Source organism: Listeria sp. ILCC797 (assembly GCF_900186185.1).
GTDB classification, from domain to species: domain Bacteria; phylum Bacillota; class Bacilli; order Lactobacillales; family Listeriaceae; genus Listeria; species Listeria goaensis.
This window is the reverse complement of record NZ_FYBS01000013.1, coordinates 1-14,531: the sequence shown is the minus strand read 5'-3', so window position 1 is coordinate 14,531 and position 14,531 is coordinate 1. Positions and strand designations below refer to the sequence as shown.

The window sequence follows — 14,531 nt, the reverse complement described above, 5'->3', positions numbered from 1 at the left end:
CCTGATTTTGTTCTTTCGTCAATTCGATTTGGCTCCTTTGCTAAAGATTTTGCTTTATTATACAGAGTTCACTCCCGCATCGTCAACCTTTATTTTTCGCCTCTGCGCCACATTTCTAAGCGTTTTATTGTTTCAGAATCTAAATCCAGCTTTGATTTTGGCATTTCGGCACGAATCCGTTTCATTTTCCGGTCAATTGTACGGCTCATTTCTTGAATTTCAAAAAGCAATTCGCGTGAGGAAATTCGTAACGCGCCTTGCCCAAAAATCGCCCACTGCTCCGTATAATCACTTGTTGCGACCATAATTTGCGTTTTAGCGTTTTTCCATTCAATTGCTTTTCGTTCAATATATTCGTCCGCAGTCTCATCTTCTTTTGTAAAAACAATTTCTACTTTATTTCGTGTTATTTTCCGCTCCACTTTGCGCACATATTGTGCATCAAATACGATTACTACGCGGTAGCCTGTATAACTTTTGTATTCCGCCATCCAGGCGATAAGAGTATTTCTGGCTGCTTCGAGGTCATAATCTTTTAGACGAGCAAGTTCAGGCCATGCACCGATTACATTATAGCCATCAACCAGCAAAACGCGGTTCATTCCAGTGGATTTCTCTTCCTATAAACTTCATAGAGCAAAATACTAGCTGCGACCGATGCATTTAAAGACGTTACTTTTCCGACCATTGGCAAGTGAATCAGGAAGTCACATTTTTCGCGCACAAGGCGACTCATTCCGCGGCCTTCACTGCCTATCACAAACGCGAGCGGCAAATCCGCATCCATCGTGCGGTAGTCACTGCTGCCAGACGCATCCGTACCAAAAATCCATAAACCTCTTTTTTGCAAGTCTTCCATCGTTTTCGTAATGTTCGTCACGCGCACAACGGGAACATATTCAATCGCACCTGTTGAAGCCTTCGCCACTGTTTGCGTCAAGCTTACTGAACGGCGTTTCGGAATAATAATCCCGTGCGCCCCTACAGAATCAGCTGTACGCATAATCGAGCCCAAGTTATGTGGATCTTCCAGTTCATCAAGAATAATGAAAAATGGCAACTCATCTTTTTGTTCCGCTGCGCGAAATAAATCTTCTAACTCAAAGTAGCGATACGCCGCAATTTGCGCCGCCACACCTTGATTTGAACCCGGTACTACTTTATCAACCTTTGCTTTTGGGACAAAACGCACTTCCACGTGTCGCTCTTTGGCAAGGCCAATAATTTGTTTCATGACTCCTTTTTGCGAGCCTTCTGAAATAATAATTTTATGAATGTCGCGACCTGAACGGAGCACTTCGAGTACAGGGTTTCTGCCGCCAATCCATTCTTCATTTTGTTCCATATTAGTTCCCCTCCTCGATAATCTGAACTGCCGCATCTAGCCATTCCATAAGCCGATTTTCTTCCTCACCCAAATACAAATAACCAATGACCGCCTCAAATGCGCTCGATAAATTGTATGTCGCCGCATCTGTGTTTTTAGGTAGCGAGTAGGATTTCGCATTGCGACCACGTTTATAAACAGCCGTTTCGTCTTCCGTTAAAAAGCCGCGTTCTAAGAGCGTGTTTAAAACTTTTGCCTGCCCTTTCGCCGAAACAAATTCCGTCGCTTTTTTTTGCAACTGATTGGGTTTTGTTTTCCCTAGTTTTAATAAGTAGAGCCGAATATGTTGCTCGTAAACCGCATCGCCCATGTACGCGAGCGCAAGGCCGTTCAGCTGTTTGTAGTCTTTCACCTTCGCCATTTCTTACCCTCGTTTCCAGCGCGTACCGTGTGCTGTGTCTTCCAAAATAATCTCTTTTTCTTTGAGCAAATCACGAATTTCATCGGCGCGCGCGAAGTTTCGCTCATTTCGTGCTTGTAAGCGTTCCTCAATGAGGGCATCAATTTCAGCGTCATCAAGCGTGGCTGCCGAAGTTCCCGCAAGGCGAACCCCTAAAACTTCTGCAAACAAACGCATCATGCTATAAAACTCACGTAAAACAGTCACCGAAACGTGGTCACGTGTCAAATAAATATTCGCGCGTTTAGCAAGCTCATGAAAAGCTGTAATCGCATTCGCCGTATTGAAATCATCGTCCATTTCATCTTCAAATTGCATTTTTAGCTCCGTAAGTTGCTCAAGCCATTCTTCTTTGTGCTCCGCGTCGCTAAAATCTTCCTCCACCGACTGAATCCGGTAGTCCAAATTGTGATACGTCGTCCGCAGGCGTTCAAGCCCATTTTCCGCATCATTTAGTGTCGCATCGCTAAGCGAAATCGGTCTGCGGTAATGAACAGAAAGCATGAAAAACCGAATCACATTCGGGTCATGGTCCTCTAAAACGTCATGTAGCGTAATAAAATTCCCAAGCGACTTCGACATTTTTTCCCCATCAATGTTTAAAAAGCCGTTATGCATCCAGTAATTCGCAAAAGTTTTGCCCGTTAACGCTTCCGATTGCGCAATTTCATCCTCATGATGTGGGAAAATCAAATCTTGACCGCCTGCGTGGATATCAATCGTGTCGCCTAAATATTTGCGTGCAAGCGTCGAGCACTCAATATGCCAGCCCGGACGCCCCTTGCCAAACGGACTCTCCCAAAAAATCTCGCCTGGTTTCGCACTTTTCCAAAGAACAAAATCAAGCTGGTCTTCTTTCAATTCATTCGCCTCAATTCGCGCGCCCATCTGAAGCTCCGTCAGCGGCTGATGCGATAATTTCCCGTAGCCATCAAATTTTTTCGTGCGGTAATACACGTCCCCGCCAGACTTATACGCAAAGCCCTTTTCAATGAGTGCCGAAATAAAATCAATAATTTCATCCATATTTTCCGTCACACGAGGATTCACCGTCGCTTTCGCCACGTTTAGCTGGTCGACATCATCAAAATACGCGCCAATAAATTTATCCGCCACTTCCGGAACCGTAAGCTTGAGCTCCTCCGCCGCGCGAATCAACTTATCATCCACATCCGTGAAATTCGATACAAACTGCACATCATACCCGCGATACGTGAAATACCGGCGCACCGTGTCAAACACAATAATCGGCCGCGCATTCCCAATGTGGATATAGTTGTACACAGTCGGTCCGCAGACATACATTTTTACTTTCCCATCATTTATCGGTTTGAAAATCTCCTTTTCACGCGTCAACGTATTATAAATTTGCAAAGACATCTTATTCACCAGCTCCTCGTTCAAATTTCGCTATTTTTTCTTCTAACTGTTCGATTCTTTCAAAAAGGCTTTCCAAGTTTGGCTCTGTATGCGCCACTGTGCGCCCGTTTAGCCGCACCACTTTTGCAGGAATTCCGACTACTGTCGCACACGGTGGAACATCCTTTAAAACAACAGCTCCAGCCCCTATTTTTGCTTCCGTACCAACTTCAACAGGCCCAAGTATTTTAACGCCCGCTGAAATCAGCACCCCGTTTCGAACCGTCGGATGCCGCTTCCCTGTATCTTTTCCCGTCCCGCCAAGTGTAACGCCATGAAACAAAATCACGTCCGTTCCAAGTTCAGCCGTCTCCCCAATGACAACCCCCGCCCCGTGGTCAATAAACAAGCGTCTGCCAATCACAGCCCCAGGGTGAATTTCAATATTTGTCATAAACCGCGCAAATTGTGATAGCATCTTCGACAACACAATCATATTATGTTGATAGAAAAAGTGTGCCACACGGTAAATCCAGATAGCGTGGACCCCTGCATTTGTGAAAAAAGCATCGATTCTTTTGCGCGTCGCCGGGTCATTTTTGATGACAGTATCTAAATCCTCTATAAATTTCCTTGCCATTTTCAGTTCCTCCATTGGGTTGGGATTTTTTTGGGGGCGTTTGTGGGTCTGAACTCGCTTTCGCTCATGCACGTGTAGTCTTCATGCGGGCTTAGCCCTTTTAGTTTCACTGCATGGATTAACAACTCGCTTTGCTCGTTCTTATATTTGGGCTCTAACGGGCTTAGCCCGTAAGGTTAAAACCTTGGATTAACAACTCGCTTTGCTCGTTCTTATATTTGGGCTCTAACGGGCTTAGCCCGTAAGAGCCCAAACAAAAAGACACCCCCATACAGAGACGTCTTGCGCGGTTCCACTCTGATTGGGCTTGAAATATCAAGCCCCACCTTGTATACAGGGGTAACGACCTGTTGACGTCTAGTGATACTCTTCGCATTTCCCACTAGAACTCAGGGATGCATTTCAGGAGTTGTTGAGCTAAGCCAATCGCAGCAACATGGCTCTCTCTGTAAGCGCGCAACTCCGTACTTCTTCCCATCACCGTTTTCGGACAACTATAGTACTTCTATTATAACAACAAAAACGAGAATCGCAACCATTATTATTTGGGAATAAAGCAAAAAGAACGCGGAGGCGCTTCTGCCTCACAACGTCCTTTCAGTTTATTTTTTCAGCCAGCCATTTAGACGACTTAAAACCTTTTCCTTGCCCAAAACTTCAATCGCAAGCGGCAATTCAGGGCCGTGCATCTCACCAGTTGCGACAATACGAATCGGCATGAAGAGGCCTTTTCCTTTCACACCAGTTTCCTTTTGCACGCGTTTGATGGCCGCTTTGACTTCATCCGCCACGAACGGATCCAAACTTGCCACCTCATTTGCGAAGGCACGAATGACAACCGGCACCGTATCCTCAGCTAGCACCGCCTGTTCTTCCTCGTCGAAATTCAATTGGCCAGCATCCGCAAAGAACATTTCCGTCAAGCCCACGATTTCCGCGCCATAACTCATTTGTTCATGATATAGCGACACCAATTTGTGTACCCATTCTAGTTCTTCCGCATCCAATTGCTCAGGCACCACGCCCGCTTTTTGCAAGTGTGGTAAAGAAAGTTCGACCACATCGTTTAGCGGTAGCTTCTTCACGTATTGGTTGTTCACCCACGTCAATTTGTTTGTATCAAAGAGTGCCGGCGATTTCGAAAGCCGATTCGGGTCGAAAATTTTAATAAATTCTTCCTTCGAGAAAATTTCTTCCTCACCCTCTGGCGACCATCCAAGCATCGCAATAAAGTTAAATAGCGCTTCTGGAAGATAGCCTAAGTCGCGATACTGCTCAATGAACTGAATGATTGAACCATCACGCTTGCTGAGTTTGCGTCTACTTTCATTAACAATCAGCGTCATATGACCAAAAATTGGTGCTTCCCAACCAAACGCATCATAAATCATAATTTGTTTCGGCGTATTGGAAATATGGTCATCACCGCGAAGAACATGCGTCATTTCCATCAAGTGGTCATCCACAGCCACCGCAAAATTATACGTTGGCATACCATCTTTTTTCCCAATAACAAAGTCGCCAATGCCATTCGTATCAAAAGAAACATCATCTTTTACCATATCATTAAATGTAATCGTCTCATTTTCTGGCACAGCAAAACGAATGCTCGGTTTTAGCCCTGCTGCTTCTTTTTCAGCACGTTCAGCATCAGTTAGATGGCGACATTTCCCGCCGTAACGTGGCATTTCACCACGTGCTTTTTGCGCCTCGCGTTCCGCCTCGAGTTCTTCCTCCGTACAATAACACTTATACGCCTTACCTTCTTCTAAAAGCTGTTCCAAAAGTGGATCATAAATCGCTTTACGTTCCGACTGGCGATACGGTCCGTACTTACCTGGCTTATCAATGCCTTCATCCCAGTCAATCCCAAGCCATTTCAAATTTCTAAGTTGGCTTTCCTCGCCGTCCCAGACGTTACGCTTTAAATCCGTATCCTCAATACGAATCACAAAGTCCCCATCATTATGTCTTGCAAATAAATAATTAAAAAGTGCCGTACGCGCATTCCCAATATGCAAAAAACCAGTTGGACTTGGCGCATACCGTACACGAACCTTCTTATTTTCAACCAAAACTATTCACTCCTTTTACTTTTCAAGCAGTACAACCGCTAAACTCGCTATTCCTTCGCCACGACCCGTAAAACCTAATTTTTCCGTCGTCGTCGCTTTCACATTCACATCTGACGGCGAAGCATCTAAAAGCTCCGCAACCCGTATTTTCATAGCATCCACATAAGGCGCCATTTTTGGCTTCTCAGCAATAATCGTACAATCTAAATTGGATAACTTGTATCCTTCCGCCTTAACCTCTTGCCACACTTTAAGCAAAAGCTCAGCCGAATCCGCATCCTTATAAGCCATATCCGTATCCGGGAAGAAATGCCCAATATCACGCCTAGCCACAGCACCAATAATCGCATCCGTCACCGTATGAAGCAACACATCCGCATCACTATGCCCAAGTAAGCCCTTCTCATATGGAATCTCAATCCCACCAATAATCAGCTTCCTACCCGCCACAAGCTGATGCACATCATAGCCCTGACCAATTCGAATCATCTAACATTCCCTCCCATCTCACCAAAAATCGCCTTCGCAAGCGGCATATCCTCAGGCGTTGTCAACTTAATGTTGTAATAACTACCTTCCACAACACTTATCGGGGCAGAAAGACGCTCAACAAGACTCGCTTCATCTGTTCCAAGAAAGCCTTCCGCGAACGCCTTCTCGTGCGCCTCTTTTAAAAGCGATGACTTAAAAGCTTGCGGCGTCTGAATTTGCCAAAGATTTTCCCGATCAACCGTCTCTCGAACTAGGCCAAGCGAAACACGTTTCACCGTATCTTTCACCTTCACCGCACAAATGCTAGCATCTTTTTCAGAAACTGCATCAAGCAACCGGTCCACAATATCAAGCGTCACAAAAGGTCTAGCACCATCATGGACAAGAACAATTTGCTCCGCGTCACATTTGGCTAACCCATTCCTGACACTATACTGCCGTTCAGTTCCCCCAGCCACAACTTCAACAAACGTATCAGCTAACTCAAGATTTCCAAGCGCCGCGCTCACCAAACCCGTTTCCTCCGCCTGACAAACAATTACAATATGACTACAGCGGCTATCAGCCAAAAACGGCTTTAAAGCATGCACAAAAATCGGCTCATCAAATAACTCTAGCCACATTTTATTTCGCTTGGCATTCATCCGTTTTCCTTGCCCAGCCGCTAAAAAAATCAGTTCATAGTTCATTCACACTAACTCCTGCCTAATATCCAAATATCAATTTGGTTTTGCAAAAATCATTCTTCCTGCCGACGTCTGAAGTACACTTGTAACCTCAACTTCAATCGTTTCATTCATAAATTTACGCCCGTCTTCCACAACAATCATCGTGCCATCATCTAAATACGCCACGCCTTGATTATGCTCCTTGCCATCTTTCACGACAAGAACTGTCATTTTTTCGCCTGGTAAAACAACCGGTTTAACCGCATTCGCCAAATCATTAATATTTAACACCGGTACATTCTGAAATTCGCAAACCTTATTCAAATTGTAATCATTCGTTACAACCGTGCCACCCATTATTTTAGCCAGCTTAACCAGTTTACTGTCCACTTCCGGAATTTCTTCAAAGTCGCCTTCATACATTTCAACTTTAATCTTATCTTCCTTCTGAATACGATTTAAAATATCCAGCCCACGGCGACCACGAGTCCGTTTTAACGTATCCGAGGAGTCAGCAATATGTTGCAGTTCTGCCAAAACAAACAGCGGTATCACAATCACGCCATTTAAAAATCCTGTCATTAAAATATCCGCGATGCGCCCATCAATTATAACACTCGTATCTAGAATTTTATAGTCCATCGAGTCGCTATTTTGAGTTTCTCTACCAGCCGAATCCGCCGCTTTCTTACGTACATTTTTCCCAGAAAACAGCGTCCCTAGCTCATTCCGCCGACTAATCCCCACACGAAAACCAAGGTAGCCCAAAACAAGCGTTAAAACGATCGGCACAACCGAATTGATAATTGGAATCCTTGTTTGACTGAACGCATTGCCTGCAAAAAATGCAATAACCAGCCCAATAATCAGGCCTAGTCCCCCGTATACAATGGTCACACTCGAAATCTTTGTTAATCTTTCCTCAAGCCAATTAAGTGCGGCTTCTATATATTTCACCGCCCAAAAAGTAATAAGATAAAATATAATTGCACCAACAAAAGCATTGGCATAAGGATTATTAAGCCATAAGTGGTCTGCCAAACCCATTTTCGCGTAAACGGCTGGCAAAATAAAAACACCCGCTGTACCACCAAGTAAAACAAAACAAGCTCTAATTACCCATTTCAGCATCTTTTTTCCTCCCTTCATTTCATATTTGTGCGTTGCTTCATACATCTTTCATTTTACACCATGAAACAGACAACCCGCAAATTTTCTCCTTAAAAGAAAGCTTAAGATTTCGGCAAGGCTTTCTTTAACGCTTCTGCAATCGTTTCAACTGCAATAATTGAAACACCACTCGGCATTTTAATTTCCAAACGGTTATTCGCTGGCACAAAAATGCGTTTAAATCCAAGCTTCGCCGCTTCCTTCACACGTTCCTCAATTCGTGCAACACGGCGCACTTCACCCGTAAGTCCAAGCTCCCCAATAAAGCAGTCCGTACTGTTTGTCGGACGATCATGATAGCTTGAAGCGATACTTACCGCAATAGCTAAATCTACAGCTGGCTCATCTAATTTAACGCCACCCGCCGCTTTTAAATACGCATCTTGATTTTGCAAAAGCAAACCAACTCGTTTTTCAAGAACCGCCATAATAAGTGACACTTTATTGTAATCAAGCCCCGTTGCCATTCGTTTCGCGTTCCCAAACATCGTTGGAGACACAAGTGCTTGAATTTCCACAAGAACCGGCCTTGTTCCCTCCATGGAAGCCACAACTGTAGAGCCAGAAGCATTCTCAAGCCGCTCCTCCAAAAACACTTCAGAAGGATTCTGAACCTCAACAAGCCCCACATCACGCATCTCAAAAATCCCAATTTCATTCGTAGAGCCAAACCGGTTTTTGACCGCGCGTAAAATTCGGTAAGCGTGATGACGTTCACCTTCAAAATAAAGCACCGTATCTACCATATGTTCAAGAAGTCTAGGCCCAGCTATTGCGCCTTCTTTCGTAACGTGCCCCACAATAAACACTGTAATATTTTGCAATTTCGCAACCCGCATTAATGCGGCCGTTGATTCTCTTACTTGTGACACGCTACCCGCCGCACTCGTAACATCCGGATGATACACCGTTTGAATGGAATCAATAATAACAAAATCCGGTTCAATAAAATTAATCGTTTCTTGAATGGCTTCCAAGTTCGTTTCCGCGTATACATATAAATTGTCGCCTGAAACATGGAGCCGTTCTGCACGAAGCTTCGTCTGCTTAACTGATTCCTCACCAGAAATATAAAGCACGCGTTTTCCAGCCAAAGTTAGTGCCGCCGAAACTTGCAAAAGAAGCGTTGATTTCCCAATTCCAGGGTCCCCGCCAACTAAAACCATCGAGCCAACGACCACACCGCCGCCAAGCACACGATTTAGCTCTGGCATATTCGTTTGCACGCGTTTCTCCAGTTCACTCACAACATCCGTAATTTTAGTCGCCTTAGACGCCTCACCCGTATGTGTAAACGTCTGTCTTGTCGCTTTCTTCGATGGTTCGAGCGCCTCCACCATTTGGTTCCATTCTCCGCAATTTGGGCATTTCCCCATCCATTTTGGCGACTCGTAACCACAAGAGCCACAGACAAATTTAGTTGTTCTTCTCGCTTTTGCCATAATTCTCACCCTCCACCTAATCCATTGTAACATAGAACAAACGAACGCATATTCTTTTTGGTGAAAAAAGTATTTTCAAGTTTGTGACACCTCAAAAAAAGGCTTTTCTCACGGATTCCCCGCGAAAAAAGCCTTTACGCCTTATTTTACTTTTGCTTTTTTAGCTGTTACCTTCTTCTTTTTAGCATCCTTTTTACGAACCTCAAACTCACCATCTTTTACGCCAATCTCAATTGTATCCCCAACCTGAACATTACCACGCAAAAGCTCTTCTGAAAGGCGGTCCTCGATACTTTTTTGAATCGCACGTTTTAACGGCCGCGCCCCGTATTCCGGATCATAGCCTTCCTTCGCAATCTTAGACTTCGCACCGTCTGTCAGTTTTACGTGGATGTCACGCTCCGCTAACCGGCTTGTAAGCTGCCCAGTTAACAGCGTTACAATTTGCTTCAATTCTTTTTCCGTTAGCGAATGGAAGACAATGGTTTCATCAATCCGATTAATAAACTCTGGGCGAAACGCCTTTTTAAGTTCCTGCAAGACCCGATGTTCCATCGCCTTATGGTCCTTCGTCACATCAGTAACGTTAAAGCCCATCGATTTATCCACTTTCATTTCTTGCGCTCCAATATTGGAAGTCATAATGATAACCGTATTACGAAAATCAACAACTCTACCTTTCGAATCTGTTAAACGACCATCATCCAAAACTTGCAATAACATATTGAACACATCTGGATGCGCTTTTTCAATTTCATCTAAAAGAACAACAGAATACGGTTTTTGACGAACTTTTTCCGTCAATTGTCCGCCTTCCTCATAGCCGACATAGCCAGGCGGTGCCCCAACTAATCGTGCCGTCGAGAATTTCTCCATGTATTCCGACATATCCACGCGAATCATCGCATCCTCATCACCAAACATCGATTCAGCAAGCGCGCGTGCTAATTCCGTCTTCCCAACCCCAGTCGGACCTAGGAAAATAAATGACCCAATTGGGCGTTTCGGATCTTTTAACCCTGCACGAGCACGTCTAACCGCAAGTGACACAGCTTTAACCGCTTCGTCTTGCCCAATCACACGTTCGTGCAGTAATTTTTCCATGTTTAGCAGCTTATCTGTTTCCGTTTCCGCTAGTTTCATAACCGGAATTCCAGTCCAGCTCGCTACAACTTCCGCCACCACATCTTCTGTTACTTGACTGTTATCTCGGCCTTGTTTTTCCTTCCAACTAAGCTTTTCTTCTTCCAAAGCTTTCCGAAGTTTATGCTCACGGTCGCGGAATGATGCCGCTTTTTCAAACTCTTGACCTTGGACAGCGGCGTCTTTCTCCTTCTTCAGCTCCGCAAGTTCAAGCTCCATCTCTTTCAAATCAGAAGGTGTCGTATACGCTTTTAAACGCACTTTCGAACCTGCTTCATCAATCACGTCAATTGCCTTATCCGGCAAGAAACGGTCGGAAATATAGCGATCCGACAAGCGAACAGCCGCATCAAGCGCCTCATCCGTAATTGCCACACGGTGGTGTGCCTCATAACGGTCCCGCAAGCCGTGTAAAATTTGAATCGATTCTTCAACACTCGGCTCATCCACTTTAATCGGTTGGAAACGTCTTTCAAGTGCCGCATCCTTTTCAATATATTTACGATACTCATCAAGTGTCGTCGCCCCAATACATTGGAGCTCCCCACGAGCAAGAGGTGGCTTCAAAATGTTCGAAGCATCAATCGCGCCTTCCGCTCCACCAGCACCAATCAGTGTGTGCAACTCATCAATGAATAAAATCACATTGCCAGCTTGACGAATCTCATCCATCACTTTTTTCAAACGATCTTCAAACTCACCACGATATTTCGTACCCGCAACAACAGTCCCCATATCAAGCGTCATCACACGCTTTCCGCGAAGTGTTTCCGGAACTTCATTTCGCACAATTTGCTGCGCCAACCCCTCAGCAATCGCTGTTTTACCAACCCCCGGCTCTCCAATTAAAACGGGGTTATTCTTTGTCCGTCTTGATAATACTTCAATCACACGCTGAATTTCCTTCGCGCGACCAATAACCGGATCCAAGTTCTCTTCCCGGGCAATCACTGTTAAATCACGCGCCAAGCTATCAAGTGTCGGCGTCGCCTGTGTATTCGTCTGCCGTCCAGACGCCGCACTATCCCCGCCGCCTAAAAGTTGCAAGACTTGCTGACGCGCTTTATTCAAACTCACACCTAAATTGCTAAGTACACGCGCCGCAACGCCCTCACCTTCACGAATTAAACCAAGTAAAATATGTTCTGTTCCTACATAAGTGTGTCCAAGTTTGCGCGCTTCATCCATCGATAATTCGATAACCTTTTTAGCACGCGGTGTATATTGAATGGTCGTCACTGTTTTTTCACCTTGACCAATTAAACCTTCTACTTCTTGTTGAACCTTTTCAGCACTAATGCCTAGTTCATATAACGCTTTCGCAGCAATACCTTCACCTTCACGAACAAGCCCAAGCAAAATATGCTCAGTGCCTAAATTGTTATGATTTAGACGCATAGCTTCTTCTTGTGACAAAGCAAGTACTTTTTGTGCTCTTTGTGTAAACCGGCCAAACATCATATCGTTTTCCTCCTTAAGGCACTTCCCGTTAGACGTCTTGCAAAATGTCACGAATAACAGAAGCACGAATAACTTTTTCTTCTAACTCTAACATATCTTGCCCTGCAGCCCTTCGTAAGAAAGCTGGTTGGGAAAATAGTATCAATTCATTTATCTTTTGGCGAGTAATATGCTCAAAAATACCAAGCTCCATACCTAAATGCAAATCAGAAATGGCGCTCGCACTTTCCAGCATGGTAAGCATACGCGCATTTTTCAACAAACCAAAAGATCTAAAAATACGGTCTTCCAGTGTAATATGGAATTTCTGCTTCAAATGAGTCCTGCTCACACGCTCCTGCATAATGACCTGCTCCATCATCTGCGTCAAATCCATCACAATTTCTTCTTCCGTTTTACCAAGTGTCACCTGATTCGAAATCTGAAAAATGTGCCCGAGAGAGCCACTACCTTCCCCGTATATTCCTCTTACCACAAAACCAACACTTCTAATCGCTTCCGCCATTTTCCCAAATCGCTTCGTCAAAACAAGTCCCGGCAAATGCACCATAACCGAAGCACGCAGCCCAGTACCAACATTTGTCACACAACTGGTTAAAAACCCAAGTTCCGGATTAAACGCAAAGGGCACCACGTCCTCCACTTCGGATTCAATACGCATAGCCCGTTCAAGAGCATCAAAAAGCCTAAGCCCCGGTTCCATACATTGAATTCGCAAATGGTCCTCCTCATTTATCATCACACTTGTATTTTCCGCTTCATTTATGAAAACCGCGCCTAGTTTACTCTTGTTCATCAAATACGGACTAATCAAATGTTTTTCAACAAGCAGCGCCCGTTCCAAAAGCGACAAGTCCGCCATTTTAAAAAGCGCATAATCATCATCTAAAACACCAGCAACCTGTGATATAAGCGCCTCACTTTCAAACGCAGCAGGAAATTTCTCCTCCGCCAAATTGCGAGCAATTCGAATTCGCGAACTCATCACAACATCCGAATCATCCCCATCCAAGTCAAGCCAAGAACTCAGAACCGGCAAAAGTATCTTATTCGCTTTCCCCATTCAAATTCTCCCTCCTCGACTTCAAATCTCGAATCTGATCCCGCAGCCTAGCAGCCTCCTCAAACCGTTCCATCTCAACCATCTTCTGGAGCTGCTCAGAAAGTTCAGATAGCACAACCGCCGTATCCATCTCCTCCTGAAAAATCTTCGGAACCTTCCCAATATGCCGTACATGCCCATTTTGCACCCGTCTCAAAGTCGGAGCCAACTGTTCCGCAAAACTCTCATAGCATTCCGCACAACCAAGACGTTTCGACTCCTGAAAAGCCGCATACTCCAAACCACAATGCGCACAATGCTTAGAAGCAACTTCCTCCAGTAGGGATAAAAACTCTAACGCAAGATCATTAATAGTATCCAACTGCCCCATTTCACCTTCAATCGCACAGTCTTCACACAAGTAATACACACTCATCGTCCCATCAGCATGCAACTCCTGAATTCGCGTAACCGCCTCATTCTTGCCACACTTCTCACATAGCATTCAACATCCGCCCCAATCAATCGTATTTTAACGCCACTAGCATCGCTTCCAAAATACGACTCCGTAAAATATCCCGATCTGGTAGTGGAATAATTAAAACCTCGCGATCAAGAGCAGCAACCATCATACGCGCTTCTTTTTTCGTCACAACATCCTCTTCCAACAGCCGTAAAATGACATCCTCCGAAAAAGCCTGTGACACCTTCTTATCTCGAAGCATCCCGATAATCGCATCCAAAAGCTGCACCTTATCATTCATCCGAACCTTAATAATCCGAATATAACCGCCTCCGCCACGTTTGCTTTCAACAATATAGCCACGTTCCATCGTAAAACGCGTATTTATAACATAATTAATTTGCGAAGGAACACATTCAAATTTACTCGCAATTTCACTCCGCTTAATCTCCACAGCTTCATTCGATTCTAAAACTTGCTTCAAGTAGGCCTCAATAATATCAGAAATATTTCTCATCCGAATACTCCTTCCCAGCCGTCCAAATTGACTTTGACTATAATTGACTTTAATTATACACGAAAAATGCCCCTTCTAGCAAGCTCCACGCCCAAATAAGTTTACAAACAAAAAGCACTTGGAATATAATTCCAAGTGCTTCCAAATTGCCCGGCAGCGACCTACTCTCACAGGGGGAAGCCCCCAACTACCATCGGCGCAGAGAAGCTTAACTACCGTGTTCGGGATGGGAACGGGTGTGACCTTCTCGCCATAACTACCAGACAATGAAA

At 44.6% G+C, this 14,531-nt stretch carries 14 protein-coding genes, 1 rRNA gene and 1 other annotated feature; all 15 genes read right to left on the bottom strand.

All coding sequences use genetic code 11. From position 1 onward, the window contains the following. Window positions 1–89: 89 nt before the first annotated feature. Entirely contained in the window at window positions 90–602 is a 513-nt protein-coding gene (locus BN1609_RS12115; RefSeq protein ID WP_088816281.1) for an NYN domain-containing protein, read from the bottom strand. After that, window positions 599–1,345 carry a 23S rRNA (guanosine(2251)-2'-O)-methyltransferase RlmB gene (gene rlmB / locus BN1609_RS12110; RefSeq protein ID WP_088840908.1) on the bottom strand — a complete coding sequence of 249 codons (747 nt, stop codon included), beginning with the start codon at window positions 1,343–1,345 and terminating at the stop codon, window positions 599–601. The genes BN1609_RS12115 and rlmB overlap by 4 nt, the downstream gene beginning before the upstream one ends. A gap of 1 nt (window position 1,346) precedes the next feature. Then, on the bottom strand, window positions 1,347–1,748 hold the full coding sequence (locus BN1609_RS12105; RefSeq protein WP_088811011.1) for a Mini-ribonuclease 3: 402 nt from the start codon (window positions 1,746–1,748) through the stop codon (window positions 1,347–1,349). Window positions 1,749–1,751: 3 nt separating this feature from the next. Further along, entirely contained in the window at window positions 1,752–3,167 is a 1,416-nt protein-coding gene (cysS, locus tag BN1609_RS12100) for a cysteine--tRNA ligase (protein WP_088811012.1), read from the bottom strand. A 1-nt stretch (window position 3,168) separates the two neighbouring features. Beyond that, on the bottom strand, window positions 3,169–3,786 hold the full coding sequence (gene epsC / locus BN1609_RS12095) for a serine O-acetyltransferase EpsC (RefSeq protein ID WP_088811013.1): 618 nt from the start codon (window positions 3,784–3,786) through the stop codon (window positions 3,169–3,171). A 270-nt stretch (window positions 3,787–4,056) separates the two neighbouring features. After that, window positions 4,057–4,276, bottom strand: a binding site (T-box leader). 112 nt (window positions 4,277–4,388) lie between these two features. Next, the gene (gene gltX, locus BN1609_RS12090; RefSeq protein WP_088811014.1) at window positions 4,389–5,861 is read right to left on the bottom strand and encodes a glutamate--tRNA ligase; all 1,473 of its coding nucleotides are present in this window, start codon (window positions 5,859–5,861) and stop codon (window positions 4,389–4,391) included. 15 nt (window positions 5,862–5,876) lie between these two features. Further along, on the bottom strand, window positions 5,877–6,350 hold the full coding sequence (ispF, locus tag BN1609_RS12085; RefSeq protein ID WP_088840907.1) for a 2-C-methyl-D-erythritol 2,4-cyclodiphosphate synthase: 474 nt from the start codon (window positions 6,348–6,350) through the stop codon (window positions 5,877–5,879). Further along, on the bottom strand, window positions 6,347–7,042 hold the full coding sequence (gene ispD, locus BN1609_RS12080; RefSeq protein WP_088811016.1) for a 2-C-methyl-D-erythritol 4-phosphate cytidylyltransferase: 696 nt from the start codon (window positions 7,040–7,042) through the stop codon (window positions 6,347–6,349). Before ispD ends, ispF begins: the two co-directional genes overlap by 4 nt. A 30-nt stretch (window positions 7,043–7,072) precedes the next feature. Continuing rightward, the gene (locus BN1609_RS12075; protein WP_088811017.1) at window positions 7,073–8,152 is read right to left on the bottom strand and encodes a PIN/TRAM domain-containing protein; all 1,080 of its coding nucleotides are present in this window, start codon (window positions 8,150–8,152) and stop codon (window positions 7,073–7,075) included. A 101-nt stretch (window positions 8,153–8,253) separates the two neighbouring features. Further along, window positions 8,254–9,633, bottom strand: coding sequence for a DNA repair protein RadA (gene radA / locus BN1609_RS12070; RefSeq protein ID WP_088825935.1), 1,380 nt, complete (start codon window positions 9,631–9,633; stop codon window positions 8,254–8,256). A 141-nt stretch (window positions 9,634–9,774) separates the two neighbouring features. Further along, window positions 9,775–12,237 carry an ATP-dependent Clp protease ATP-binding subunit gene (locus BN1609_RS12065; RefSeq protein ID WP_088825934.1) on the bottom strand — a complete coding sequence of 821 codons (2,463 nt, stop codon included), beginning with the start codon at window positions 12,235–12,237 and terminating at the stop codon, window positions 9,775–9,777. Window positions 12,238–12,265: 28 nt separating this feature from the next. After that, a complete protein-coding gene (locus BN1609_RS12060) occupies window positions 12,266–13,300 on the bottom strand; it encodes a protein arginine kinase (protein ID WP_088811020.1) in 1,035 nt (344 codons plus the stop codon). After that, on the bottom strand, window positions 13,284–13,784 hold the full coding sequence (locus tag BN1609_RS12055; RefSeq protein ID WP_088839366.1) for a UvrB/UvrC motif-containing protein: 501 nt from the start codon (window positions 13,782–13,784) through the stop codon (window positions 13,284–13,286). The genes BN1609_RS12060 and BN1609_RS12055 overlap by 17 nt, the downstream gene beginning before the upstream one ends. 16 nt (window positions 13,785–13,800) lie before the next feature. Beyond that, a complete protein-coding gene (locus tag BN1609_RS12050; protein WP_088811022.1) occupies window positions 13,801–14,259 on the bottom strand; it encodes a CtsR family transcriptional regulator in 459 nt (152 codons plus the stop codon). A 148-nt stretch (window positions 14,260–14,407) separates the two neighbouring features. After that, window positions 14,408–14,523: ribosomal RNA gene (gene rrf / locus BN1609_RS12045) — 5S ribosomal RNA — on the bottom strand. Between the last annotated feature and the right edge of the window lie 8 nt (window positions 14,524–14,531).